The 24,226-nt window shown below is 49.6% G+C and carries 22 protein-coding genes; 7 read left to right on the top strand and 15 right to left on the bottom strand.

What is annotated here, in order from left to right; all coding sequences use genetic code 11:
• Positions 1 to 330: 330 nt before the first annotated feature.
• Genes E1919_RS18615 through E1919_RS18605 form a run of 3 tightly spaced genes read right to left on the bottom strand, consistent with a single transcriptional unit; the run spans position 331 to position 4,398 of the window.
• On the bottom strand, positions 331 to 1,848 hold the full coding sequence (locus E1919_RS18615; protein ID WP_237144607.1) for a glycoside hydrolase 5 family protein: 1,518 nt from the start codon (positions 1,846 to 1,848) through the stop codon (positions 331 to 333).
• Positions 1,805 to 3,037, bottom strand: a complete 1,233-nt coding sequence (glf, locus tag E1919_RS18610) for a UDP-galactopyranose mutase (protein WP_162054921.1) — start codon at positions 3,035 to 3,037, stop codon at positions 1,805 to 1,807. The genes E1919_RS18615 and glf overlap by 44 nt, the downstream gene beginning before the upstream one ends.
• A gap of 47 nt (positions 3,038 to 3,084) precedes the next feature.
• Positions 3,085 to 4,398: a glycosyltransferase family 1 protein gene (locus tag E1919_RS18605; protein ID WP_237144605.1), complete on the bottom strand. Its 1,314-nt coding sequence runs from the start codon at positions 4,396 to 4,398 to the stop codon at positions 3,085 to 3,087.
• 223 nt (positions 4,399 to 4,621) lie between these two features.
• On the opposite strand from E1919_RS18605, the gene E1919_RS18600 reads away from it, so the two are divergent.
• From E1919_RS18600 to E1919_RS18590, 3 genes are all read left to right on the top strand, one after another.
• Positions 4,622 to 5,344, top strand: coding sequence for a DUF8091 domain-containing protein (locus E1919_RS18600; protein WP_162054920.1), 723 nt, complete (start codon positions 4,622 to 4,624; stop codon positions 5,342 to 5,344).
• Positions 5,345 to 5,679: 335 nt separating this feature from the next.
• Positions 5,680 to 7,182, top strand: a complete 1,503-nt coding sequence (locus E1919_RS18595) for a PQQ-dependent sugar dehydrogenase (RefSeq protein ID WP_162054919.1) — start codon at positions 5,680 to 5,682, stop codon at positions 7,180 to 7,182.
• Complete coding sequence (locus E1919_RS18590; protein WP_162054918.1) at positions 7,175 to 7,735, top strand: ferritin family protein; 561 nt, start codon at positions 7,175 to 7,177, stop codon at positions 7,733 to 7,735. The genes E1919_RS18595 and E1919_RS18590 overlap by 8 nt, the downstream gene beginning before the upstream one ends.
• 278 nt (positions 7,736 to 8,013) lie before the next feature.
• On the opposite strand, the gene E1919_RS18585 is transcribed toward E1919_RS18590, so the two are convergent.
• Both E1919_RS18585 and E1919_RS18580 read right to left on the bottom strand, forming a co-directional pair.
• Positions 8,014 to 8,910 (bottom strand): alpha/beta fold hydrolase, encoded by an 897-nt coding sequence (locus E1919_RS18585; RefSeq protein WP_162054917.1) that lies wholly within the window; start codon positions 8,908 to 8,910, stop codon positions 8,014 to 8,016.
• Between the two features lie 160 nt (positions 8,911 to 9,070).
• Complete coding sequence (locus E1919_RS18580) at positions 9,071 to 9,451, bottom strand: hypothetical protein (protein WP_162054916.1); 381 nt, start codon at positions 9,449 to 9,451, stop codon at positions 9,071 to 9,073.
• 193 nt (positions 9,452 to 9,644) lie between these two features.
• Between E1919_RS18580 and E1919_RS18575 the strand changes: the two genes are divergently transcribed.
• Entirely contained in the window at positions 9,645 to 10,691 is a 1,047-nt protein-coding gene (locus E1919_RS18575) for an alpha/beta fold hydrolase (RefSeq protein ID WP_162054915.1), read from the top strand.
• Positions 10,692 to 10,769: 78 nt separating this feature from the next.
• Here E1919_RS18575 and E1919_RS18570 read toward each other — a convergent pair whose 3' ends face one another.
• From E1919_RS18570 to E1919_RS18560, 3 genes are read right to left on the bottom strand one after another with little or no spacing between them, the layout of a single operon-like run.
• Entirely contained in the window at positions 10,770 to 12,326 is a 1,557-nt protein-coding gene (locus tag E1919_RS18570; protein ID WP_162054914.1) for a 4Fe-4S binding protein, read from the bottom strand.
• 8 nt (positions 12,327 to 12,334) lie between these two features.
• Positions 12,335 to 13,705: an NAD(P)/FAD-dependent oxidoreductase gene (locus tag E1919_RS18565; protein ID WP_162054913.1), complete on the bottom strand. Its 1,371-nt coding sequence runs from the start codon at positions 13,703 to 13,705 to the stop codon at positions 12,335 to 12,337.
• A 17-nt stretch (positions 13,706 to 13,722) separates the two neighbouring features.
• Positions 13,723 to 13,896: a hypothetical protein gene (locus E1919_RS18560; RefSeq protein WP_162054912.1), complete on the bottom strand. Its 174-nt coding sequence runs from the start codon at positions 13,894 to 13,896 to the stop codon at positions 13,723 to 13,725.
• Positions 13,897 to 14,005: 109 nt separating this feature from the next.
• On the opposite strand from E1919_RS18560, the gene gloA2 reads away from it, so the two are divergent.
• The 3 genes from gloA2 to E1919_RS18545 all read left to right on the top strand — a co-directional run bounded on the left by gloA2 (position 14,006) and on the right by E1919_RS18545 (position 16,121).
• Positions 14,006 to 14,395, top strand: coding sequence for an SMU1112c/YaeR family gloxylase I-like metalloprotein (gene gloA2, locus E1919_RS18555; protein WP_162054911.1), 390 nt, complete (start codon positions 14,006 to 14,008; stop codon positions 14,393 to 14,395).
• 55 nt (positions 14,396 to 14,450) lie between these two features.
• A complete protein-coding gene (locus E1919_RS18550; protein WP_162054910.1) occupies positions 14,451 to 15,515 on the top strand; it encodes a flavin reductase family protein in 1,065 nt (354 codons plus the stop codon).
• A gap of 135 nt (positions 15,516 to 15,650) precedes the next feature.
• Positions 15,651 to 16,121, top strand: a complete 471-nt coding sequence (locus E1919_RS18545) for a GNAT family N-acetyltransferase (RefSeq protein ID WP_162054909.1) — start codon at positions 15,651 to 15,653, stop codon at positions 16,119 to 16,121.
• Positions 16,122 to 16,147: 26 nt separating this feature from the next.
• Here the strand turns inward: E1919_RS18545 and E1919_RS18540 are convergent, their stop codons facing one another.
• The 7 genes from E1919_RS18540 to E1919_RS18510 all read right to left on the bottom strand — a co-directional run bounded on the left by E1919_RS18540 (position 16,148) and on the right by E1919_RS18510 (position 24,175).
• Positions 16,148 to 17,206 carry a HesA/MoeB/ThiF family protein gene (locus tag E1919_RS18540; protein WP_162054908.1) on the bottom strand — a complete coding sequence of 353 codons (1,059 nt, stop codon included), beginning with the start codon at positions 17,204 to 17,206 and terminating at the stop codon, positions 16,148 to 16,150.
• 70 nt (positions 17,207 to 17,276) lie between these two features.
• The gene (locus E1919_RS27380; RefSeq protein ID WP_202915938.1) at positions 17,277 to 18,434 is read right to left on the bottom strand and encodes an NTP transferase domain-containing protein; all 1,158 of its coding nucleotides are present in this window, start codon (positions 18,432 to 18,434) and stop codon (positions 17,277 to 17,279) included.
• Complete coding sequence (gene moaC, locus E1919_RS18530) at positions 18,415 to 18,891, bottom strand: cyclic pyranopterin monophosphate synthase MoaC (protein ID WP_162054907.1); 477 nt, start codon at positions 18,889 to 18,891, stop codon at positions 18,415 to 18,417. The genes E1919_RS27380 and moaC overlap by 20 nt, the downstream gene beginning before the upstream one ends.
• A gap of 49 nt (positions 18,892 to 18,940) precedes the next feature.
• Positions 18,941 to 20,146 carry a molybdopterin molybdotransferase MoeA gene (locus E1919_RS18525; RefSeq protein WP_162054906.1) on the bottom strand — a complete coding sequence of 402 codons (1,206 nt, stop codon included), beginning with the start codon at positions 20,144 to 20,146 and terminating at the stop codon, positions 18,941 to 18,943.
• A gap of 107 nt (positions 20,147 to 20,253) precedes the next feature.
• Entirely contained in the window at positions 20,254 to 21,243 is a 990-nt protein-coding gene (gene moaA, locus E1919_RS18520; protein WP_162054905.1) for a GTP 3',8-cyclase MoaA, read from the bottom strand.
• 323 nt (positions 21,244 to 21,566) lie between these two features.
• Entirely contained in the window at positions 21,567 to 23,711 is a 2,145-nt protein-coding gene (locus E1919_RS18515) for a xanthine dehydrogenase family protein molybdopterin-binding subunit (protein ID WP_162054904.1), read from the bottom strand.
• Between the two features lie 2 nt (positions 23,712 to 23,713).
• Positions 23,714 to 24,175 (bottom strand): (2Fe-2S)-binding protein, encoded by a 462-nt coding sequence (locus E1919_RS18510; RefSeq protein WP_162054903.1) that lies wholly within the window; start codon positions 24,173 to 24,175, stop codon positions 23,714 to 23,716.
• Positions 24,176 to 24,226: the final 51 nt, after the last annotated feature.

Genomic DNA, 24,226 nt, shown 5'->3' with positions numbered 1-24,226 from the left:
ACTAAGCATTTTTTGCCTTTGCGTAGTGGTGGCAGCCTCTATTTCCTGTTTGGTTGTTAGATAAGGAAATTCATATTTACTACATATGAAACGTGCAGATTATACTATCAACATGCTACATGCAGTCTATTCTCCTGATGATACCACTATACCCTCTCCTTCTTATACTATGCTCATAAACAGTTATAGCAAGCCAGAATATGTAAACAGGCACAACTGACAGCCCGCCTCGGAAAAACCCCGCAAAAGCAGGAAACTTCTATAAAGAACTAATGTTTGAGATGAACTGATAGTGTAGCATGAAGCTTCGCTGCCTCGAACCATACCACCTCAGCCAACTTTTCGGATAGCTAGTGCGATATCCGTCACAACAGCAGGAATCACTACGCTCAGGCTCCCCCGAATTGTATTCTGCGCCTCTTCCTGAAGTATCGGCCGGCCTTCGGCGGTATTCCAAATCGTGAAGCGGTATTTTCCTTCCGACATGCCGGGCACCTTCAAGCCTACCTCAATGGGCGGAGCTGTTTGTTTGAACGTTCCTTCGCGCTTGCGTGTGGTGTCTGTGCGTAGTACCCACACAACTGCCTGCTCCGCATCAGCACAGGCAAACACGGTTACTGCAGAAGAAGTAGTTTGCACTTCATAATTCAGGTTTTTACGCCTGAAGCGCTTCCAGTCGATGAGGCTGGCGAAAGCGGCCATACTTTTCTGGGCGCGGCGCATGCCGTGTGTCAGGACGTGCGGATGGCGGTTTGGCCAGCGCATGCCTCCTCCAGCACCACCAGAGGCAAAATGTGCCCACTGCATGTGGCGGAAGTACTCTTCGTCAAAAGGCTCCGGCAAAGTCTTTTTGCGATCTTTGAAGGCGTGGATTGGGCCATGCTCGCTGTCAAAAAACGGTCTCGCCTTGTTCACATGCTCCAGCGCCTCCCGCACCAGCCGCCCCGTAATGATGGCGGACGATAATGTATCCTTTGGATTGTTGATGGTAGCCGCATCATAAAAATGCGTAGTGGCAAAATCGAGGTTAGGGTGACGGAAGATAGCATCCGCAACCTCCGGATTCTCGTCCAGCACCGGGCCATAAAGCGATACTGTCTGCGGGTGCGTACGGCCGTACAGGCGCAGTTCTGTTTCCCGCAGGTGCTCACTTATATCTTTGATGAAACTATGGAAAATATTGGTTCTATTGTTGGCATGGGCTGGGTGTATCTCGTTCCACAGGTCCCAGGCAAATAAAACCCCGCTCCCGCCCCAGCGTTCCGCCACAAACGTAATTCTGTCCTTGAAAAACTTCCGCGTATCGGCACACAACAGCCACTGCGACCTGTCGCTGCACGGCCCGCCGTTTTGCTTATTGTACGGGTGGTGCTTCCACCTGATCCACATCCAGAAAGTATCTACAGGCGTGAGAAGGATGCGGAGCTTGTGCTTGCCGCAAAGCTCAAAAAGGTCGTCCCAGAGGCGCACCATGTTAGGCGAGAAAGTACCAGCTGGGCGCTCAAAATAGCGGTTTTCTGTTTGCGCATACTCCAGCATAAAACGCAGGCAAGTTACGCCGTGGGCTGCAAGCCACGCCAGGTGGTCCTCTACCTGCTTTAGGTCTTTGCGTCTAAAAGCATTGGCAAAGTCGGGCCAGGTAATAGCATCGTTTTGCCCGATGGGTGTCCAGTTCTCTCCCTCTTCCGTAATGAAATAAGGCGCGTCAGGGGCTACCTGTATCCAGGGAAGGTCTGTTGCCCCACCCTGAAATGCCTGTTGCCCCTGCGCTGCAGCGCCGATATTTTGTTTCTCTTTTAATAAATCAGTTTTCTTTGAATTGAGTATGAGCTCCTTTGTCCGCTCCATGTATGCCATTTTTTAAAGTAGCTGCAACGAAAGTTCCCTTGCCGTTACCATTCGCGCTTAGAACAGCAACACCGTCCAGTACAAGCGGCTTTTCTTCCTGCGCTTCCTTTAATTTTTTAAAGAGTGTCAGCGCCTGGGCTACTACCTGGTCCATGTTGTAGTATTTGTAAGTGGCCAGTCTTCCGGTAAAATAAACGTCTTTGGTCCGGTCTGCCAACTTTTTGTACTGCTGGTATATGGCTGCATTCTCAGCCTTCGGCACCGGGTAATATGGGTCACCCTCTGCCTTTGGATATTCATACACAACACTTGTTTTAAGATGCTGCTGCCCTGTCAGGTACTTGAACTCTGTTACGCGGGTGTAAGCGTGCTCGTTCGGGTAGTTTACCACCGCAGCAGGTAAATGCAAAGCAGTTTCCAGGGTCTGGTGCTTAAACTCCAGCGATCGGTAGGGCAGCTTTCCATACTTAAAATCGAAATACTCATCCACAGGCCCGGTGTAAATCATCTGCCTGAACGGTATTACATCAAGTATTTCATGGTAATCCGTGTTCAGCATGATTTTGATGTTCGGGTGGGCGAGCAGCCGCTCGAACATAGCCGTGTACCCCTGTTTGGGCATTGCCTGGAAAGTGTCGGTGAAGTAGCGGTCGTCGCGGTTATTGCGCACCGGCACCCGGGAAGTCACCGACTTGTCCAGTTCAGAGGGGTCCATACCCCATTGTTTGCGCGTGTAGTTGCGGAAGAACTTCTCATACAGTTCTCGCCCTACCTTGCTCACCACCACATCTTCGGAAGTACGGATTTCCGGCACCTCTTCCGCCACAGACTTAAAGAAATCATCTACCTCAAAGGTGGTCAGGTGCAGGCCGTACAGCTTGTTTATGGTGTCTAAGTTGATAGGCATGGGCACCAGTTGCCCGTCCACACTGGCTAGCACACGGTGCTCATAAGGTCGCCACTCTGTGAAGTTGGAGAGGTAGTCGAACACATCCTTTGAATTGGTATGGAAGATGTGCGGCCCATACTTATGCACCAGGATTCCCTCCTCGTTATAATGGTCAAAAGCGTTGCCCGCTATATGCGGCCGCTTGTCTATGATTAGTACTTTTTTATTTAACTGGGATGCAAGCCTTTCAGCCACCACACTACCGGCAAAGCCAGCCCCCACTATCAGATAATCGAACATACTTCTCCCTTTCTGCTTTAAATGAATGTAAAAAACCTGGCTAAGGGTTAGGATTTCTTGTGTTGCAGTGCCTGGCTCATGAGCGACACCATGCCGCGCCATGTGTTGTCCCAGGATCTGTCTGCCAGGAAAGCATCTACTTCACTGCGCCACTTCAGGTCGTTTGCCTGCCCCATGGCTGTTTCTACTGCAGCTACAAACTCCTCTGGTGACCGGGCAATGTGCACCAGCTTTGCCTCACCGTAAGGCTGCACCACATCCCGCACAGGCGTGGATACCACCGGCTTTCCGGCCGCTAAGTACTCTGGTGTTTTGGTGGGGCTGATAAATTCTGTTGACTCATTGATGGCGAATGGCAGGAGGGCCACTTCCCACCCGCTGATATAGGCTGGCAGCTCCTGGTATGACTTGCCTCCGAGGTAATGAATATTCTGCCGCTTTGGCAAATCTGTCGGGTCAATCTTCACCACCGGTCCTACCATCACAAGCTGCCAGTCTGGTCGTGCATCGGCTACTGCTTCTAACAAAGCAAGATCCATCCGTTCGTCAATCACCCCAAAGAAACCGATGCGAGGCTCCGGTATAGCAGCCTGATCTTTTGGTTGATCCAGCGGTTCTTTTGCTTTGGCAAAATGTGCCCTGTCAATGCTGCTCGGGAACAGGTGCGTCTGCATGTGTTGCTTCTTTTTAGAGGCATAGAGGCTTTGCCCTCCAGTAAAAACCAAGTCAGCTTTTTTGAACAGTTCCTGCTCCAGTTCCTTTAAGCGTGGCGGCGAAAACTTAAACGCCGACAGCTCATCCATGCAGTCATAAACGGTTAAAGCTGGTGTGAGGTGGTTTGAGAAACTCAGAGCCATCGGGGTATAATACCAAAGCACAAAGCGCTCCAGCAACTGCTCTTTTAACAGGCTGTTCAGGAGCGTGCGCTGTGCTTCTTCGGCTTGTTCTGCCGTTAAGCCATGTGGCAAATGAGGCACCGCCACATATAAGTTCATTTCACGGGAGGAAACATCTAGCCTTGGAGCCTGCGTTTGCCCAAAGATTGGTTCTTCTACAAAGAACACCCGCCCATACTTTGCAAACCGGGAAAGCAGGTGCTGAGGGCGCTGGTAAACAAAATCCCAGCGCAGGTGAGAAAGACAAACAACATCCGGCAGGTTTTTTAAGAAGTTATCGATTTCTGTTGTGTTGCTGTTTAGTTTTCTTTTTTCAGTAGAAGCCTCTGTAATAGTGGCAGTCCAATTCTCACCGGATCTTTCCGAAACCGGGGGTATCAAGTTTGTTTTAAGCATATATAAATAGTAATAAAGCTGCAGCAGCAGGAGCAGCTTCAGCAGGAACGTGTAAACATCCCTGTACATACGCACTTTAATTTTTTTAAAATACGCTATAAACACGTATTAGCGCTAAGTATAAACACTTAAAATGTTTTAATAAAAAACAGATATAATTATATATTACAATTTACTACTCTCCCTCCTTCACACCGTACTATCGTTGTGCTTATGAAAATAAGGCGCTTTCCGGATGCTGTGGTATCTTTGCCAGCCTCACTTTCTATAAGCCAAAGCAACATCCTTATATATGCCCAAAGCAGCAAAAGAGACAGACAAAGTAGTTAGCAATGGAATAGGGTTACGAAATGAACGCTCGCTGCATGCGGCCCTGAAACGTTGGGCTGCCTTGCCTGAGGATAAGTTTGAAGTGCCTTTAGACGGTTACGTGATTGACATGGTGCGGGGGGAGCAGCTCATTGAAATCCAGACCCGTAACTTTTCAGCCATACGAAACAAGTTATCCTCACTTTTAGCGCAGCACAAGGTGCATCTGCTGCATCCTGTTACGGCTGAGAAATGGGTGGTGCAGGTGGATGCTACCGGGCAGAAGATAACTTCCCGCCGCAAGTCGCCTTATAAAGGAAAGCTGACCGACCTGTTCGAAGAACTGGTGCGGATACCGGAGCTAATGGTACATGAGAATTTCTCGTTTGAGGTGCTCCTCATCAATGAAGAAGAGGTAAGGTGCCGCGACGGGAAAGGCAGTAAGCACCGTAAACGGGTGAGCGTAGTAGACAGGCAACTCATAGAAGTTGTTGCATCTCATCAGTTCAGGAGTGAAAAAGACTTACTAACTTTTATTCCAACTACACTTCTCCAGCCTTTTTCCAACAAAGACCTGGCTGCTTCTTTACAGTTGCCGCTTCATCGTTGCCGCCAGATGACATACTGCCTGCGTAAGATGGGAGCTGTTACCGTGGTCGGTAAAAACCGGAATGAGCTGCTGTTTAGTTCTCAGGAAGGAGATTAGCTTTTAAAAACAGTGTTTGCTCCTCAGCGCAATTCACCCTGGAAGTGGCTCTACCTTTTATCCTTCCCCATACCTATAGCAAACCTCCTCTGTCAGATAGTTTTTTAGGATAACCTTTGCTTATCTGCTACTGTATAAATTACTCACATTACCCTTACCAGATTCACCAACCCAATTGCTGCTTTCTCTTTACCTGTACATAGAAAAGCAGCTTTGATGTAGATTATACCCAGCCAGTTGACTTGGCACGCCACCCTTGCCTGCATCTCCACTTTTATACTAGGCTCTACTTCTTCAGGCAGAGCTGAAACAATTTATACCTCTAAACTCAACCTATGAAAACAAGTAACGCAGAAAGGCGCAAGAACACCGGGTTCAAAATCTCAAAATCTAAATTACAGCCAGGGACTGCCAGCCCGCAGGACCTTCATAACTTACCTACGCCAGCAAGGCCCACAGTAGATGCCCGCGATGTGGTGGTTCCGGAAGGATATACTGTGGAGCCCGTAATGGTGGGCCTCTCCTTCCCTACCGATATTGCCTTCGATGATAAAGGGTCTGTATTTGTAAGTGAAGGAGGCAGTTCGTGGCCCACCCGCCCCTATATGCCTGCCCGGGTTATTGCATTTCGTGCTAACGGAGAGACTGAAACCATAGACATGAACGTACAGGCTGGTCCACGAGGCATTGCCTGGCGGGACGGCGAACTGTACATGGCCCTGAAAGGCGGCTACCATATGCAGATTGTGAAGTATAACCTGCAGTCTGGTGAACTGAAAGTGCTGATTGACTCGCTGCCCAGCGGGGGTTGGCACGAGCCCGGGGGACCTATTTTTGGAAAGGACGGGCTGATGTATTTCGGAAACGGCTCTGTATCGCAGCAGGGAGTGGTGCTGCCGGCAGGATTTACCGTAGATATGGCGAAGCACCCGCTGGCACACGACGTGCCGGGGCAGGATGTAACGCTGAGCGGAAACAACGTCCGAAGCCGCGACCCGCGTATGCCTTACCCTTATATGGTAGAGACAGGACCATTCAAACCTTTCGGCACAGCTGCTGAAAAAGGAGAAGTAGTGAAAGGCGATATAAACTGCAACTCCGCCGTTTGGCGTTCTCGCCCGGATGGTACTGATATGGAGCTGCTGGCCTGGGGCATCCGGAATCCGTTTGGAATGGCCCTGAATGAGGAAGATGAGCTTTATGTATCTGACAATGATTTCGAGGAGAAAGGAGAACGTGCCATCGCCATGGATCCGGACTGTATCTGGCACATCAAAAATGCATCTCAGCCGTTCGGCTCTATCAAAAAACCAGATTGGTACGGCTTCCCCGACTTCTGCCATGATGGGCTACCGGTAAACCACCCATCCCACCTGCCCGGCAGAGGCACACCAGCTGAAATGCTGATGGAAAACCATCCTCCCCTTGCTGGCCCAGCCGCTTTTTTAGAGCAGCCACACTCCTGCATGTGCCGCATGGACTTTTCACGGTCAGATGCCTTTGGCTTCCGAGGTGACCTCTTTGTGGCGGAATGGGGAAGTATGGCACCCTTAAACTCTCCACATCCAGAAGACCTCACCCATGGTTTCAGAGTAATTCGGGTAAACGTGAAGAATGGCACAGCGGAGCCTTTTGTCCACAACAAAGAAATGGGCCCGGCCTCTAAAGTTGGCGGCGGCGGTATAGAGCGCCCTGTCTCCTGCAAGTTCAGCCCTGATGGAAAGAGCCTGTATGTGCTGGATTTTGGAGGAGTGCAGGTAACATCAGGCAATATGATGGCCTACGCACACACAGGTGTTCTATGGAAAGTAACTAAAAAGGAAGTGAACAATGGATAATATGACACAAATGCAGCCCATTCTCATTGAGTTAGACAACGAAACCAGGAGCAAGCAGCTGGACAGAGCGGCCACCTGGTTTAACAACGTGCTGCTCACACAGGCATCTTACCGGAAGCTGGTTCAGGATACAGTGGAGAAAATAGATGAGCCTCACATCAAGCAGTACCTTGCTGAAATAGCGATGCGGGCAGAAACACATGAGGAGGTGATTCGGGGAGAGCTGTTTTCTGCCATAGACAGAAATCCCTCTGATGTACGAACAGCCTTAGGCACGATGGCAGGAAAAGCCCGCGAGGCGTTGGGTGATATGATTGCGCTCACAAGCGGGGCAAAAGGTCCCTGGCAGGACCTCCACCAGCTATACCTCTCCAACTATAACTCCATGGGAGCGATTGCAGTGGCAGAGCAACTGGGGCTGGCGCTAGGCATCCCGCAGGTCGCTCATATCGCCTTTCAGCTGGTAGCGGATAAATCCACGGATCAACTCCTGTTGCAGGAGTGTGTGCTGGAAATGTGCTCCATGTCGATCCTTTACCATGAGCGGTTTTGAGGTATAGGATCAGATAAAAGTCATTCAACCGTTTGCCCGGAATAATACTTGTCAACTGACGTTACGCAACACCAGTTCATAACTTGTTTTAGTCACAGCGGGACGACTTGTTATTAGCATGATGGCCATTAACCGCTCTTAGCTCCATCGGATCGGCCTGTAAATCTATCCCCAACCGGTCGCTCCGCTGGAGCTAAAGTAAAGTGAGCTTTTTTTCTATCAACAGGTCGTCCCGCTGGGACTCTTGCGTAGCGTCAGTTACAAAGTATGAAAAATCATTACCGTGGCAGCATGGCTTTCGAACGTTCCGCTATTTCTGCAATCTTTTCTGCGATAGCTTCCCACTGTTCTTCCTGCAGCAGGTGCTTCGCAGGCAGCTTGTATACTTCAGCTAGACCGGCGGCTTCCTTTACTTCGGTTCCGTAGCGCTCATACCGAAGCCCCGGGTCTTCAACTCCCCAGATAGCCTGCACCGGGTAAGGAACATTCTGAACTGCCGAATAGCATAGTTCCCTATATTCTTCGGTATTGGCAAAATTGCGCATGATTTTCAAAAAAGCATCTCCCCCATCTTCGCGCTTGAGCAGGTCTACGTAAGCATAAACCTCTTCTTTCGGAACAACTTCTGAATCTGAGACAGCTCCGGCAGAAAACAGGAGGTTCCAGGTGGAGTGCTGAAGGCCCGCTAGCTCTGCTTCTCCTAGCAATGGCTTTTCAAAAGGACGCATCGGCAGCGGTTTCTCAAAATTCACAACATCCACCCATGTATTCAGTATCGTCAGCGATAATATCTTTTCTTTATTCTCCGCAGCCAATGCAAAACCAATGGGCCCGCCGATATCGTGCACAACGAGGTGATACTTGTCCAGCCCCAGTTCTTCAGCTGCCTGGGAAAGGAACAGAGCGAAATTAGGAAAGGAGTAATCAAAATCCTCCGGACGCTCTGCCAGACCCAAGCCAGGTAAATCAACTGAGACACCTCGAAATCCCTTATCAGCTAAAGAGCGGAGCACCTTTCGGTACAGAAAAGACGAAGTAGGCACGCCATGAATGCAAAGTACGGCTTCGCCACTTCCGTAATCCAGCGCAAATGTTTTAACGCCACCTATAAGCACAAATTTTCCGGAAGAACGATGCTGCTCAATTACCTGCTCAACTGTTAGATTACTACTCATACCAAAAATTCAAGTTAAAACCTTTTGTACGAGCAATGCATCGGGAGGGTAGCGAATTATACTACGGTGTTAGCAGATATGAGAAGCACGAGGCTTCTTCTCCCTCCCATAAAGTAAATGCGCAAGAAAAGATTCAAGTCCCAGCGGGACTGTCGTGATGTCAGTTACAAGTATTTTTGCTGCCTGCATCTTGCAGAGCAGCCTGTATGGCTTGCTTCAGCTCCTGCAGGCTTTTCAACTCATTTAGTTGACTAGCTTCCAACAGCACCTCCGGCTCCTTCTCCCCTGTTTGCAGTGCCACCAGTGGATAATCACGATGAGCAGTTTTATACTTCCACTCGTCGCGGTAAATAAACGCAACTTCCAGCGGCAGGCTTTTAATGTAATCCGACCACTCTTGCTTCATGGTAAAAGTGCCATACGTTAATGCGCACAAATTGCAGTTATAAGTGGCTGGCGAAATGGCTTTATGTGCAAAATCGGTCAGCTTGTTGAAGAGTCCTGTTTTGGCGTTGTATATAAACTGCAGCCTCTGATTCATGAGTTTTTAACAGCATTAGGTATGACAAGTTTTGAAACGCAGGACATAAAAACAAGTATAGCTCCTCAAAACTTCAGGTGAACCTGTTGCTCGTTCAAACAAGCACCTCAAACATTTCAAAATGCAACCGTATAAGAACGAACATTATCCTGCGTGACATAAGTCAACCGACTCTACTACAAACACTCCTAAAATGAAGACAAACGTTAACATCAAGCAAAATATACATCTTATCATAGGCGCAGCGGCAGCTGGTGTGGCACTGGCGCTTCCCCGCCGGAGTAAATGGAAACTCACTTTTGTTACAGTAGCCGCCGTAGAATTAGGACAAGGGCTGTGGAAATCGCAGTTCAAGGCTTCTCCTGCCGATCAGGATGACGTCCCTGCCCCGGAGAATAATTATCGAGCTACTGTGGATGGCATAGAAATGAGATGGGAAGCGCATGGCGACAGTAGCGAAGGCAGTATTCCCATCGTGATGGTGCACGGTATTCCGACGCATCCTAGGCTCTGGCGTTATGTAATTCCGAAAATAGAACGGGCTGGGGTGCAATGCTTCGCCTGGGAGCTGGTGGGCTATGGCTGGTCCATGTCCGAAGGTATGGGACGAGACATTTCGGTTGCGCGCCAGGCAGAATACCTGTATGCCTGGCTAAACCACCAGGGGATCAAAAGAGCTGTTTTCGTCGGCCACGACCTTGGAGGAGGTGTGCTCCAGGAGTTGCTGACGCGTCACCCGGAGTTATGCCAGGGACTGATACTGGCTGATAGTGTAGCATATGGCAACTGGCCCGTTGCGGCCATTCGGATGGCTCGCGCCATGGAAGAAAGCATACAAAAGCTACCGCCGCAACTGGTGAAACCTTTTTTCCTGGCTGGGCTACTGAACCTTGGGCATGATAACGCCGGACGCCTCCTGGAGTCAATCAACCTACATTGGAAGCCGTACGCCCGCGCCATTGGCCCGAAAGCTTTTGCAAACCAGTTACGGCACCTGCGCGACAGGGACACCATGGCTGTAGCGGGAAAACTGTATCAAATAAACGCACCTACCCGCGTTGTATGGGGCGAGGCTGACGCGCTGAGCATGGCCTCTGGCAAAAGGCTTGCCACAGAACTTGGTGCCACCTTCATCCGCATACCGGGCGGGCGCCACTTCACGCCGGAAGATCACCCAAAGGAAGTTGCTGCCGCCATCAACACCGTTTTACAGGAGGCTCTGAAGAAACAGCCGGTTTAGGAGAAATTACCGAAAGTTTCTTCCATTCAGGATGTTAACCTGACTGCTCCTTCACTCCTGCTTCACACGTTATTCGCCTTAGATCCGAACGGTCTGATGAATGGTGATGGAGTCGTTACCGGTTAAGATGGGGATATCGGTGATGCGCCCTTGCTCGGGGCCGTTCTCCAGCTTCAGTACGCCACGCGGACATACGGAGGCGCAAATGCCACAGCCTACGCAGGAGGCGCGTACCACGTTCTGTCCTCGTTGCGCATACCAGCGCACGTCTATGCCCATTTCGCAGTAGGTGGAGCAGTTGCCGCAGGAAATACACTGTCCGCCGTTTGTTGTAATCCGGAACCTAGACTTGAAACGCTGTATAATGCCAATGTAAGCCGCCAGAGGGCACCCATAGCGGCACCACACGCGGTTGCCCATAAACGGGTAAAAGCCAACGCCTATCACACCGGCAAAAGCGGCACTAATCAGGAAGCCGTACCACTGGTGCACCACACCCGTCGCATCGCCGAGCATAGAAAACCCGGAAAAGTAGTTCGCAATGGTCATGGCCGTCATCACAACCGCAAACACCAGCACACCGTGCACCATCCACCGCTCAATTTTCCAGGCTTTCAAAGACTTGTTAGACAGATGCCGGAACGGGTCACCGGCTGTTTCGGCCAGTCCACCACAGCCACACACCCAGCTGCAATACCAGCGCTTACCATAGAAGTAGCTCATGAGCGGTACACCAACAATAACGAGCAGGATGCCCCATATCAGCATAAACATGCCGATGGCGCCGCTACTCAGCATGTTCTCTACCCGGTACTCGAAAAAGAAAGTATAATCCAGGGGCCAGATATGCTTAAAGTCGTGCCAGGGTCTGTTGAACAGCACCAGTATCTCCGGAATCAGGAAAGCGAAGGCCAGCTGGAAAAACATAACTGAGGCTGTGCGCAGTGTCTGGTACTTATTGCCCCGGTACTTCCGGAACATGCGCACGCCCATCACCAGAATCGCCAATGTATAAATAAGCCCATACATAAACCACTTGCTGGCGGGGTTGCCGGAAAGAACAACGCTGACAGGGTCTGCCAGTAAAACCCAGTTGGTTATATACTCCGCAAACCAATAGAGCAGCACGTAAAATGCAATCAGGTAAGTACCCACCACAATGCCCAGCCAGCCCCTAGATTTGAGGGAAGAGAAGTATACCCCCTCGTGCTTCAGTCCACCTGTTTTGTGCCGCGGTGATGGCAGCACATACAGCAAAGCGCCCAGGGAGCCCGCTATAATAGTCAGAAGCAGCAGGAGCAGCTTGTTATCAGCAACAAACCCTGTGCTGGAGGCCTTAGTAACGGAGAAAGCGTAATCATCCCAAATCACCTTTTCATACTGCTCCTCCATCCTCAGCCTGTCGTTGTAGGCTCCGAAGTAGTTGTTAAAGTCACTGGCGAAAGAGAAATTGGTGTTATATATATTGCCCATCATAGGCGCCAGTTCCTCCTTCAGAATAGGGTAATGCTCCTCGCTCACCGCTTCCTGCAAAACAGCATCCGTGAGCCGGAACTGCCCCAGAAACAACAGGGAGGTAAAAAAGACCAGCGATGCTAAAAAAAGTGCCAGTCCGATAGCTTTTATATACTTCATGGTGTGGATTAACTCCTTAGAAACGAAAACAGGCCCTTTTTCTTATGAACCCGCAGCGATGCATCAAATTGCTCATTATACGTCCGGACGATATCCTGCAGATAGCCTTTGTCAAAAAATTCGCCATTGAAATCTGCCTTGTCCAGTCTGGCAAGCACTTCTTCTATGGTGCTGCCGTTCCGGAGGGCCTTGTCAAAGAAGTCGTGCCGCAGGCGAAGTCCGAAAGCGTTAACGCCAGTCAGCACTTTGGTTTCGGCTTCGAACATCGCTCTAAAACAGATTTTGCCCTCGGGATGTTCCCAGTACAGCGACTGCAACTCATCGCCCCACCTGGCGGGCACAACGCCATAGGTCTGATACTCGATATCCAGAAATTTAGCAGAATTAAACCAGGCGCCGGGGTGGTAGGGCACTGGCTTTCGGGTGAGGCTGTAGGCCAGCGTTTCACCGTGCATGCGGCCGGTGTACCACGTCTGTTCTACGCTCCTGCGATGCAAAACCGGCTTTCGAAACTCGGCACAGTCGCCAATGGCATATACATCCGGTATGCTGGTGGCAAAGTATTCATCTACCAGAACTCCCCGGTTTGTCTCCAACGGTGTATCTTTGAATAAAGCTATATTCGGGCTCACCCCTACCGCCAGCCCTACAAACTGGCAATCGATTTGCTCTCCTGTGGAGGTGACAACGCCACCTACTTTGCCTGTCCCATCATCCTGAATCTCCTTTAGCTCATGGACCAGCTTCAGCTCAATGTGATGCTCCAGCACATGCCGGTTCACCAGCTGCGCCTCCTCCTTCGGGAGCACGTTTCCCCAAAAGTTCTCTTCGCGCACCAGGAAGGTAACAGGAATGTCACGGCTGCGCAGCATCTCGGCCATTTCAATGCCGATGAGGCCGCCCCCTACCACCACCGCCCGCTGGCACGAGTTGGTGTTTGCTTCCATCGCCTCCAGGTCCTGATAGCTGTACAAGCCCTGCACGCCCTGCAGGGCCTGCCCCGGCCACCCGAATTTGTTAGCAACAGAGCCAGTGGCCAGGATTAGAATATCGTAGGTGATAAGGTCATGCTGCTGTAGCTTTAGGGTTTTCCCTTCGAAATCAATTTCTGTTACCCAGTCATATACTAGTTGCAGCCGGTTTTTGCCCCAGAAAAAATCCTCGTAAGGCTTGATGTTTTTATACTTCATGTGCCCCATGTAGAGGTACATCAGCGCTGTGCGGGAAAAAAAGTGTTCTGTTTCTCCGGATATGAGGGTGATCTGTGCGGCACTGTCTCTTTTGCGAATGTGGCGTGCGCAGGTAACGCCTGCTATGCCATTGCCGATGAAGACGATTTTGCGCCCCTTGCTGGTGCTCTTTTCAGGGTTATCGCTCACGTATAATTTTCTCCTTTTTAATGTTCATTTACCGCCTGGGCTTGTATAGCAAACATGAAAATTCCTGCTGTCATCTTTTGTTCAACCGCCAGTCCTTTCAGTTGTTCAGCCATTTGCTGTTTCCATTGCTTGTAAGGCATCGGCAAGTGGATAATAAAGATAAAGCTTTTAGCGCGTATTATACTGTACATGTAGGCAAAAGCAGGTATAGCGGCAGAATTAACCCCGGCCTGCTTGGTTTGATGCGCTGGTTGCTGTAAACTAGCTTATTCATTTCTGACTTCATACCTCATACCACGAATGCTTCAACTGCACAAAATACACCACATCGCCATTATCTGCTCCGACTATGAAACCTCTAAACACTTTTATACAGCCATGCTTGGCCTGGAAGTCAAGCGGGAGGTATACCGAGCAGAGCGGGAGTCGTATAAACTGGACCTGGCTTTGAACGGGGAGTATGTCATAGAACTTTTCTCCTTTCCTGCTCCACCCGAGCGGCCTTCCCATCCAGAGGCAAGCGGATTGCGCCACCTTGCTTTTGCGGTTGCAGACATTGAAGTTGCTGTACGGGAACTGCAACGGCAGGGTGTTTTACCAGAACCCATTCGTGTAGATGAATATACAGGAAAGCGCTTTACTTTCTTTTCTGACCCCGATAACCTGCCACTGGAATTGTACGAAATGTAACACCTTCTCCTCCAGCAGGACCTTTTTAATTTGAACTTCCGTAAGAACCTACAGTATGGAAGAAAATGAAATAGCGACAAACCCGGATTATACAGCCATCACCATCACAGACATTCAGGAAGAGGCCCCAGGCGTTAAAACCTTTGTGTTTGGAGGCGACGATGCAAAAGACATTCACTATCAGCCGGGGCAGTACCTGACGTTTGCCCACCTGGGCCACCGCGGGGAAGTACGTCGATCCTACTCTATTACCTCCACTCCCGCGCTGCAGGAACCATTGACCATAGGTGTAAAACGCGTTGAAAATGGCTTTTTCTCAAGAGAGCTGATTGACAAAGCCCGTATTGGCGACAAACTGTACACCATTGGTGCCTCCGGCCTCTTCACCTTGCCCGACGATATGAGCCAGTATAAGAAATTCTTCCTGCTGGCGGCGGGTAGTGGCATCACCCCTGTTTTCTCCCTGCTCAAAACCTTACTGTATGCTTACCCTGAGTTAAAGGTTGTGCTTATCTACAGCAACAACAATCCCCAAAAAGCTATTTTTCGGAAGGAGTTGGAGCAACTGGCCCAAGACTTTCCGGAGCAACTTCACATTGAGTTCCTCTATAGTGTTTCTCCTGACCTGAAGCGGGCCAGGCTTTACAAAGACCTGCTGCAGGACCTGTTGCGGCAGTATGCCATAGCTCCTTACCACCAGACGCTGTTTTACCTTTGCGGACCAACCACCTATATGCGCATGTGCTTCTATGCCCTGCGCCAGGTTAATGTCCCGAACGATAATATCCGGCGAGAGAACTTCAGCACGACAAAGGTAAAGGTGCCGCTACTGCCACCCGACACAGATAAACACACTGTTGTGCTGCATTTCAAAGGCCGGGAGTATAAAGTGCAGGTACAGCACCCAACAACCATTTTACAGGCAGCTAACAAGGCAGGTATGCCCCTCCCCTATAGTTGCGAAGCCGGTAAGTGTGGCAGCTGCGCCGCCCGCTGCACGAAGGGCCAGGTATGGATGTCGTATAATGAAGTGCTAACCGAAAAAGATCTCGCCAAAGGTTTAACGCTTACCTGCGTGGGTTATCCGGTTGGCGGGGAGGTAGTGCTGGAGGTGATGTAAGGGTTTAAAAGATATGTATGGTACTGGTTATATGGGGTATCTTCACCTTTCCTGCGACGACAAATAAAAATTTTACAGGTATAAAATTGAATTAAAGTAATACATTTATCTTGTCAAATCAAACCTTAAAAAATCATGATAACCATTACCCGTACAGACTCCGGCAATAGAGACTTTGTAGAGCTTGTACGCCTTCTTGATGCAGATCTGAGCATCAGAGATGGAGAAGACCACAGCTTTTATGCGCAGTTTAATAAGATAGACAAGATAAAGCATGCCGTAGTGGCTTATCACCAGGAGCAGGCAGTGGGCTGCGGAGCTGTAAAGGCTTATGCAGAAGGTACCGGTGAAGTAAAGCGCATGTACGTGCGGCCCGAGTATCGCGGGAAAGGTATAGCAGGAAAAATACTGAGCGAATTAGAGAAATGGGCAGACGAGCTAGGATTTCATACCCTTATTTTAGAAACCGGAAAAGCCCAACCGGAAGCCATCAGGTTGTACACAAAAAGTAACTATCAAATCATCCCCAACTACGGCCAATATGAAAATGTAGAAAACAGCGTGTGTATGAAAAAAGTAGTAGCTGACCAAAAAGTTAATACCTAGACTGCCAACCAGAACAGGGTTCTTTTTTAACCCTGCTCCATCCAGGCTTTTACACCCCCCTCCAGTGAAAGCGCCTCCACATCCGGATACTTATTCCGAATAAGTTTTGCTGCTTCGGCACTGCGTTTCCCGGAGGCACAATAGAAAACCACTGGCTTTCCTGTCTTCAGAAAAGAAGTGTCCTGCTCTACTTTATCGAGCGGCACATGCTTCCCTCCTATACTGTACAGCAAGCGTTCAGCTGTATTCCGCACATCCACCAGTTCATAGGCTCCCTCTTCTACTCCTGCTTTCAACTCAGGGGCACTGATAGTGGGAACAAACTCTGTTTCCGGTAAAGATGTAATATGCGTATTGGTAACGGTACCGATTTTGATGATGCGGCTTTGCATGGTTTGTGCATCCAGCAGCAGCATTTTCCCAGTCAGCACCTCCCCTGTTTTCGTGATGAACTTGATCACCTCATTCGCTTGCATGCAGCCTATCATACCTGCCAGTGTGGGAATAACGCCCCCTTCGGTACAGTTCGGCACCTGAGAGGCGTCCACATCCGGAAAAATGTCCCGATAGTTTGGGGTTCTTGTTCCGTCTTCATTGGGTGCATTCCAGACCGCAACCTGCCCCTCAAACTGGTAAATGGCACCGTACACCAAGGGTTTACCAGCCAGCACACAGGCATCGTTCAGCAGATAGGTAGTGTCAAAATTATCTGTTCCATCCAATACCAGATCATAGTCCCGCAGCAGGTCCATGACATTATCAGAAGTGACTTTTACATCATGCGGCACCAGCTTTACGCCAGGGTTTTGCTTTTGCAGCTTCTCACATGCCACCAAGGCTTTTTTCTGGCCTACCTCCTCCGGCGTAAACAAAATCTGCCGGTGCAGATTGCTGACAGATACAGTATCAAAATCCGCTATTCCAATAGTACCCACGCCCGCCGACGTTAAATACTGTGCCGCAGGGCATCCTAAACCGCCTGTTCCTACAATAAGAACGCGTGCATTTTGCAGCTGCTTTTGTGATGTCTCACTAAAGCCTGGTAAAGACATCTGGCAGCTGTAGCGTAGTAAGTCGGGTTGCATGGGGTGATTCTTTTCGTTCTGGAATAAGATGAATTAGGCAGGGAGAAACAAACTACTGATGTATGAAGAATTACTCCTGTATCATCTGTTTTACTTTCTCAGAATCCTCCGGCGTATTGACATTCAGGAGTGCATCAGGATTTATAGGCTTCAGCAGGTTAATATCACTGTTGCGCAACACCTTCCGAGGGCACGAATACCCCTGGGCTAAGAATGAGAGCAGCAGCGGATAACTTTTCGGCTCCCAAATGGTAATAAGCGGCTCCGGGAAACTATCATGCGGGCTTTCAAAAGTAGTAGCAACGGAGGATACACTTCGGCTTTCTTTCAAACGCTGTAAGGTTTGCTGATCCAGCAAGGGCAGGTCGCAGGCTACTACCAGCCAGGCTGCATCCGGCTGCTCCCGAAACGCAGAAAGTATAGCGCCATAAGGGCCTAAACCTGTAAAGGTATCCGCCACTGTTTTGTAGTTACTATCAAATTCATTCTGCTGCTCAGGGCGGCAGGAAATGAATACTTCCGGACAGAACTGCTTTAGCAGGTCCGCCACATAGTACCGCTGCTCCTTCCCGTGCCACTGCATGGCTCCTTTATCCTGCCCCATACGAACGCTCTTCCCTCCCGCTAACACCAAACCATTCAGCACTGGCTTTGCCCGCTGTAGTTGCTTCTGAAAGAAGGCGATAATCTTGTCCATCTCACTTAGCCGGTACAGGGGTAATTCCTGCCACTCTGGAACTGCCTCCTGCACAAAGTCAAAAACTTCATTTGCATTGTCAGCCAACAAAATAAGCTGCACATTCGTCAGCTGCTCCAGGCGCTTTTGCAGGGATGCTTTCTTACTTTCATCTATCACCACCACCTGCGCTTTCGCCTGCTGATGATTCCCATTCACCAGGACAACGTCCATGTCAGAAAAGAACTGCCTGAACCGGAAGGGGTTTAGCTCCGTGATTAAGTCAAGTTGATGATAACTGATTTGGTCGGTATACTCCGCTACAGCACCTGCTGCCATACGTCCGGGCAGCGCCTCATTTCCATCTGAATGGGCATGTGATGCATCTACATACGCGCATTTATAATCCACAGACAGTGCCTTAATAACCGCATCCGCCAGCGTTTTGATAGCTCCACAGGGTGTGCCCAGGATGGCCCATTCGTTGCGGCCGAAGTTGCCATAGGCAGGCCTTGAAATTACACTGTGTTTTTTATGATCTTTTGAAATCACGCTTTCCTCCTGTCTTTTGAATCAGCTTGGTTTCTTTGATGACAATATCATGGCTCAAAGCTTTGCACATATCATATACGGTGAGCGCTGCCACAGATGCTCCTACTAAAGCCTCCATTTCGATGCCCGTTTTCGCCGTGATGCTGGCCGTGCAGTCAATCACCAGTTCCTGCTGCTCGTTAATCTTGATGCTGATGTTGCAGTTGTCCATCCCGATCGGGTGGCAGAGCGGAATCAGGTCGCCGGTCTTTTTCGCCGCCATCACGCCTGCAATGATAGCTGTTTGGAACACAGAGCCTTTCTTTGTCTGTATATCGTCGGCAGTAAATTTCTCCAGTACTTCGGGAGGCAGTACTACGATACTTCTTGCGGTGGCTGTGCGGTGTGTCACCTGCTTGCCGCTCACATCCACCATCGTGGCTTTTCCCTCTTTATCTAAGTGTGAAAATTCACTCATGTTATTTTTTCAGAATCTGAGTATATAGGAGAACTGCCGGCATTATAAGTTATGTAAGCTGCCTGAAAGGCCACACCCGGTACACCTCCCCCTGCTTAAAGTTACGCTGTTCAGCGGGAAGCTCCAAAAAAGCGTCTGCCTCTACCAGGTTGGCAAAGTCTCCGGAGCCGTTGCCCTCCAGCGGTGTAGCCAGCACTTGCCCCTGCTCATTCAGGCTTACGTTCACCTGCAGGAAATACTGTAAGGGAGGGTCAAAAGTAATATCTTTGCTTAATGCGGCATACATGTATGATTTTGCCCCTGTACCCAGGCACGCCTGGAGCCACGGCAGAAAATACCGGTGAAAGCACATGAAGGTGGAGACTGGATTGCCCGGCAAGGCAAACACGTGCACCCCATTGTTATGTTTCCCAAACCAGAACGGCTTCCCCGGCCTTTGCTTCACTTTATGGAAAAGCTTTGATACAGCTAAGTCCTCCAGCACCTGTGGCACGTAATCAAACTTGCCCATCGAGATGCCTCCGCTCAGGATTAGCACATCATACTGTTGCAGGCAATTGTTCAGCTGCCGCTTCAGAGTGGCTATATCGTCCGGAATATGCAGCAAGTCGGCCTGCAAACCATATTGCTGTAAGGCAGCTTTAATGGTATAACTGTTTGAGCGCCTTATCTGATAAGGCAAGGGTGTTTCCTCTACTTTCACCAGTTCATCTCCGGTAGAAATCACCACCACCTTCGGAAGCGTTTTTACCTGCAGTTCCTTCGCTCCTACTGCTGCTGCCACGCCTATAAGCGCAGGAGTAATGACCTGGTTCGCCAACGCAACAGGCTCCTCCTTTTTTCTATCTTTTCCCTGCGTATGTATATTTTGTCCTTTGCTGATTCCATCTACAACCAGGGTAGCTTTTCCATCTTTGATAGAGAGATCCTCATAACGTATAACTGTATCTGTGGAGGCGGGTAAAGCGGCACCCGTCATAATTTCGATGCATTCTGCTGCAGAGTTGATTTCCGCAGGTTTGTCTCCTGCCGCCTGTGTTGCTTTGATATTGAAAGTCTGTATGCCCTGTTCAATCGCTTCGTACCGAATTGCAATGCCATCCATGGCCACCCGGTTATATGGTGGCATGTCTCTGTCTGCTTTTAAATCTTCGGCTAATACTCTGCCTAAAGCCTGTTCAAACGGCACGCTTTCCATACCGAAATCTTTAACTTCTGACTGAATAATTGCTTCTGCTTCCTCAACTTGAACCATATCTGAAAAAGGGATTTGAGTCTGTGTAAATGTTTTCTAACTGATGGGTGAAGGCATCAGAGTTATTCCGAAGAATGAAGGGATAGGAACGGGAGTGGTGGTGAGAGCTATCCTCCGATAGTCGCCATGGACGCATTAAGGGAAGAACGCTCTAAACTGTTTCTTTCAGCCTCCCAGCCATTTTTTTCTTTCCTGCCAATAGCATCCATCAAAGCCGCCTGTAAATCCATTTCGCCTGCGCCTGCGCGCATGAGGTCTTTTACATTCATCACGCCATCACCATACAGGCATGTTTTCAATACACCCAGTGGTGTTAGCCTGATACGGTTACAGGTGCCGCAGAAAGAACGGGTATAAGCTGCTATAACCCCTACATTGCCTTTGTGGCCGGGAATCTGGTAATTAAAAGAAGTAGAAAAGGGTGCGTCAGGGACTTTCTGGATATCCCGATACTTCTCTTTGATGGTATGTAGGATCTGCACATGGTCCCAGGTGAGGCTGGTGTAGTGGCTGCCTTCCCCGTTGAACGGCATCTCTTCGATAAAACGTACACTGACAGGCAAGTCTTTGGTGAGTTCGACAAGCGGCAGGATATCATCGGTATTTTTCCCCTCCATCACCACAGCATTCAGCTTTACTTCCATATCATGCTTCAGCAAAGCCTCCATAGTTTCCATTACCTTCGGCAGCTCATCGCGGCGGGTAATAGCAAAAAACCGGTTTCTGTCTAAGGTATCGAGGCTGAGGTTAACCGATTTTACGCCTAATCTCTTAAGCTCAGGAACAAAGGGAGCAGTCAGTACACCGTTGGTGGTGATGGTTAGCTCCTGCAGGCCCTTCAGCTTCGACAGCTTCGTTAAAAAGGACATGAATTCTTTCCGCACAAAAGGCTCGCCACCCGTAATGCGTATTTTCTCTATCCCCATTTTCACTAACACAGAACAAATGTGGAGCATCTCTTCATAGGTCATCAATTCCTTTCTGCCCAGCCAGTCAAGCCCCTCCTCCGGCATACAGTAAAAGCAGCGCAGGTTACACCTGTCTGTTACCGCCAGCCTTAAGTAGTTGACTTTTCTTCCGTGTTTGTCTATCAGCATATTTTGTTTCTCTGAAATTGTGGTTTACCTGAAGAGGTTTTATATGTCTCTGCAACATACCTGTTTCTGTAACCACTATTCCGACACCTTAGTTTAAGCTCTCTAGTTGGGGAATATGAAAAGAACCCACCCCTGCCCCTCCGAGGAGGGGATTAAATTACACTTGTATAAATTTCCCTCCTCGGAGGGGCAGGGGTGGGTATTCTTTTTAAACATTAAAAGCTATACCTCCATCCCCCGAAAAAAGAAACATGTCGCCAGTGTCAGGTTGAGCTTTACACTTGGCGACATGTTTTATCTTACTCTTTGAATTCAGAATCCTGTTAAACAGTTTTTAACTCTGCCTGCTCTATAAATGGCTGGTTTCGCAGTCGCTTGCCTGTTGCCTTAAAGATGGCGTTTGCTACGGCCCCACCAGTTGGGGGAAGCGCCGGTTCACCTAAACCGGTAGGGTCTATGCCGTTGTTCACGAAATGAACATCCACCTCAGGCACCTCCTTTAGGCGAATCAGCCGGTAATTATTAAAATTGCTTTGGTCTGGCGCTCCGTCCTTAAAAGAAAGTTTACTGTACATGGCATGCCCCATGCCATCTATAATACCTCCTTTTACCTGCTGGTTAGCACCGCTCAGGTTAATGACCATACCACAGTCACAGGCTGCATACATCTTCGTCACGACAGGGGCTCCGTTCTTCACCTCTACCTCTCCTACCTGCGCCACATACGACCTGTGCGAGAAGTAAACGCTAAAGCCCTGCGCCACTCCTTTTTTCTTGCCCCAGCCAGATTTTTCAACCGCTAAGTCTATCACACCTTTCATGCGGTCGATGTCATACTTTATTTCGCCTACAGGAGATTTCTTCGCTTTGTCGAGCAACTCCAGGCGGAACTGAACCGGGTCCTTGCCCGCTTCATGCGCTACCTCATCAAGGAAAGCCTGCTCTGCATAGGCCAGGAAGTTTGTGATGGGCGCACGCCACGGACCTGTAGTGATTGGAGATTTATGGTCTACAGATTCTATCAGCAGGTTGTCTACTGCACCAGAAGGGAAGTTATCTTCGCGGGTCGGGTTACCGGCATTCATACCCACACCACGCAGCTTATAGCCAATCATGTTCCCTTTCTCATCCAGGGCGGCCTCAAAGCGATAACGAACGGCTGGTCGGTAGGTACCACCAGTGGTATCGTCTTCGCGGGTCCAGATTAATTTTACCGGCGCTTTGATGATGCTGGATAGTTCAGCGGCTTCCAACACATAGTCTGCACTGAGCCTGCGGCCAAAGCCACCACCCAAACGGGTTAACTCCAGCGTAATTTTCTCAGGGTCGATGTTAAGCATTTTGGCAACCATACCACGCGCCATTTCCGGCGTTTGGGTCGGACCGGCCAATTCCACTCCATCTTCGCGCACATGCGCGAAGAAATTCATCGGCTCCATTGGGCTGTGCGGCAGGAACGGGCACTGATACTCGCTCTTGATAACTTTTGCAGCCTTTTTAAAAGCCGCATCTACGTCGCCATCCTTGCGGCGAACTGTTACATCCGGGCTATCCAGTAATTCTTTGAAAATACGGTCATGGTCAGCGCTGCTTTCAAGTGTCGCCTCTTTTTCGTATTCTATTTTGAGTGCTTTTCTGGCTTTGTTTACCTGCCAGGTGGATTTTCCGACAACGGCTACATTATTTTTGAAGGTCACCACATCCACAATACCCGGCATGGCCTTCGCTGCAGCGGCGTCCACTGATTTGAGTTTCATGCCGAAGGCTTTCGGGCGCTGAATCATTGCGAACAACATGCCTTCTTTATAGATATCAAGGCCATACAACGGCTTGCCCGTAATCATTTCATGGTTATCCACGTTGCGTACGGCCGTACCTATCAACTTGAAATCTTTCGGGTCTTTCAGCTTTACATCTGTCGGAACCGGAATTTTAGAAGCCTCGGTAGCCAGTTCGCCATAACTCAGTTTGCGGCCACTTGCCTGGTGCACCACCATACCGTTTTCTGTGGTGAGGGAGGAGGCAGGCACTTTTAATCGCTTGGCAGCTGCTTCCACTAACATATATCGGGCTGTGGCACCCGCTTTACGCAGGCGCTCCCAGGAGTGCGGAACTGCACCGCTGCCACCTGTTAGCTGGCGCTCAAATTTTTTAGTATCCAACGGTGCCTGCACCACCTTCACCTTTGTCCAGTCGGCGTCCAGTTCTTCGGCCACAACCATCGGGAAAGAAGTTTTGATATTCTGGCCCAGTTCAGGGTTGGGAGAAAGTATGGTCACAATTCCGTCTGGCGAAAGGGCCAGGAAGCTGTTGAATTCAATTTTTCCTGCGGCAATTGCTGTATCGCTTACTACCTCCATCGCCGAAGCAACTGAACTGGTCCAACTGAAGCCCAGGAAAAGACCGCCACTTGCCGTAGCGGCCAGCTTCATAAAATTGCGTCTGCTTGGTTTAGATAAACTTGACATGGCTATTTAGTTTTTTTGGCGGCTAAAGCAACGGCTTCACGAATACGGTGGTAAGTACCGCAACGGCAGATATTCCCGTTCATCGTGTTGTCTATTTCTTCTGCTGTTGGATTAGGATTTTTGTTGAGCAAGGCAGTTGCTGCCATTATCTGGCCAGCCTGGCAGTAGCCACATTGGGCCACGTCTACTTCGTCCCATGCCAACTGCACCGGATGGTCCCCCATTTCAGAAAGCCCTTCGATGGTCGTGACTTTGGAGGTGCCTACGGCAGAAACCGGATAAACGCAAGAGCGGACAGCATCTCCGTTCACGTGTACCGTACACGCGCCGCATTGCGCTATGCCGCACCCGTATTTGGTTCCGACTAACCCCAGGTTGTCACGCAGCACCCACAACAAAGGAGTGTCTGCCTCAACGTCGGCCTCGTAGGTTCGGCCGTTGATTTGCAGCTTATAAGTGGCCATATAATCGATTTTGTATGATGGAAATCTAAATTAAAAAAATAACACCAGTTT

This window comes from Pontibacter pamirensis (genome assembly GCF_010015475.1).
Taxonomy (GTDB): domain Bacteria; phylum Bacteroidota; class Bacteroidia; order Cytophagales; family Hymenobacteraceae; genus Pontibacter; species Pontibacter pamirensis.
Note: the sequence above shows the minus strand (reverse complement) of the source record. Positions and strands in the feature narration are given on the sequence as shown.

What these genes read in the sequence shown, in the direction of transcription:
- E1919_RS18600 (WP_162054920.1), top strand. Translation starts at nt 4,622, where the DNA reads ATGCCCAAAGCAGCAAAAGAGACAGACAAAGTAGTTAGCAATGGAATA.
- E1919_RS18590 (WP_162054918.1), top strand. Translation starts at nt 7,175, where the DNA reads ATGGATAATATGACACAAATGCAGCCCATTCTCATTGAGTTAGACAAC.
- moaA (WP_162054905.1), bottom strand. Translation starts at nt 21,243, where the DNA reads ATGCTGATAGACAAACACGGAAGAAAAGTCAACTACTTAAGGCTGGCG.
- E1919_RS18570 (WP_162054914.1), bottom strand. Translation starts at nt 12,326, where the DNA reads ATGAAGTATATAAAAGCTATCGGACTGGCACTTTTTTTAGCATCGCTG.
- E1919_RS18595 (WP_162054919.1), top strand. Translation starts at nt 5,680, where the DNA reads ATGAAAACAAGTAACGCAGAAAGGCGCAAGAACACCGGGTTCAAAATC.
- gloA2 (WP_162054911.1), top strand. Translation starts at nt 14,006, where the DNA reads ATGCTTCAACTGCACAAAATACACCACATCGCCATTATCTGCTCCGAC.
- E1919_RS18585 (WP_162054917.1), bottom strand. Translation starts at nt 8,910, where the DNA reads ATGAGTAGTAATCTAACAGTTGAGCAGGTAATTGAGCAGCATCGTTCT.
- E1919_RS18560 (WP_162054912.1), bottom strand. Translation starts at nt 13,896, where the DNA reads ATGTACAGTATAATACGCGCTAAAAGCTTTATCTTTATTATCCACTTG.
- glf (WP_162054921.1), bottom strand. Translation starts at nt 3,037, where the DNA reads ATGTTCGATTATCTGATAGTGGGGGCTGGCTTTGCCGGTAGTGTGGTG.
- E1919_RS18605 (WP_237144605.1), bottom strand. Translation starts at nt 4,398, where the DNA reads ATGTACAGGGATGTTTACACGTTCCTGCTGAAGCTGCTCCTGCTGCTG.
- E1919_RS18575 (WP_162054915.1), top strand. Translation starts at nt 9,645, where the DNA reads ATGAAGACAAACGTTAACATCAAGCAAAATATACATCTTATCATAGGC.
- moaC (WP_162054907.1), bottom strand. Translation starts at nt 18,891, where the DNA reads ATGAGTGAATTTTCACACTTAGATAAAGAGGGAAAAGCCACGATGGTG.
- E1919_RS18510 (WP_162054903.1), bottom strand. Translation starts at nt 24,175, where the DNA reads ATGGCCACTTATAAGCTGCAAATCAACGGCCGAACCTACGAGGCCGAC.
- E1919_RS18545 (WP_162054909.1), top strand. Translation starts at nt 15,651, where the DNA reads ATGATAACCATTACCCGTACAGACTCCGGCAATAGAGACTTTGTAGAG.
- E1919_RS18540 (WP_162054908.1), bottom strand. Translation starts at nt 17,206, where the DNA reads ATGCAACCCGACTTACTACGCTACAGCTGCCAGATGTCTTTACCAGGC.
- E1919_RS18550 (WP_162054910.1), top strand. Translation starts at nt 14,451, where the DNA reads ATGGAAGAAAATGAAATAGCGACAAACCCGGATTATACAGCCATCACC.
- E1919_RS18525 (WP_162054906.1), bottom strand. Translation starts at nt 20,146, where the DNA reads ATGGTTCAAGTTGAGGAAGCAGAAGCAATTATTCAGTCAGAAGTTAAA.
- E1919_RS18515 (WP_162054904.1), bottom strand. Translation starts at nt 23,711, where the DNA reads ATGTCAAGTTTATCTAAACCAAGCAGACGCAATTTTATGAAGCTGGCC.
- E1919_RS18615 (WP_237144607.1), bottom strand. Translation starts at nt 1,848, where the DNA reads ATGGAGCGGACAAAGGAGCTCATACTCAATTCAAAGAAAACTGATTTA.
- E1919_RS18580 (WP_162054916.1), bottom strand. Translation starts at nt 9,451, where the DNA reads ATGAATCAGAGGCTGCAGTTTATATACAACGCCAAAACAGGACTCTTC.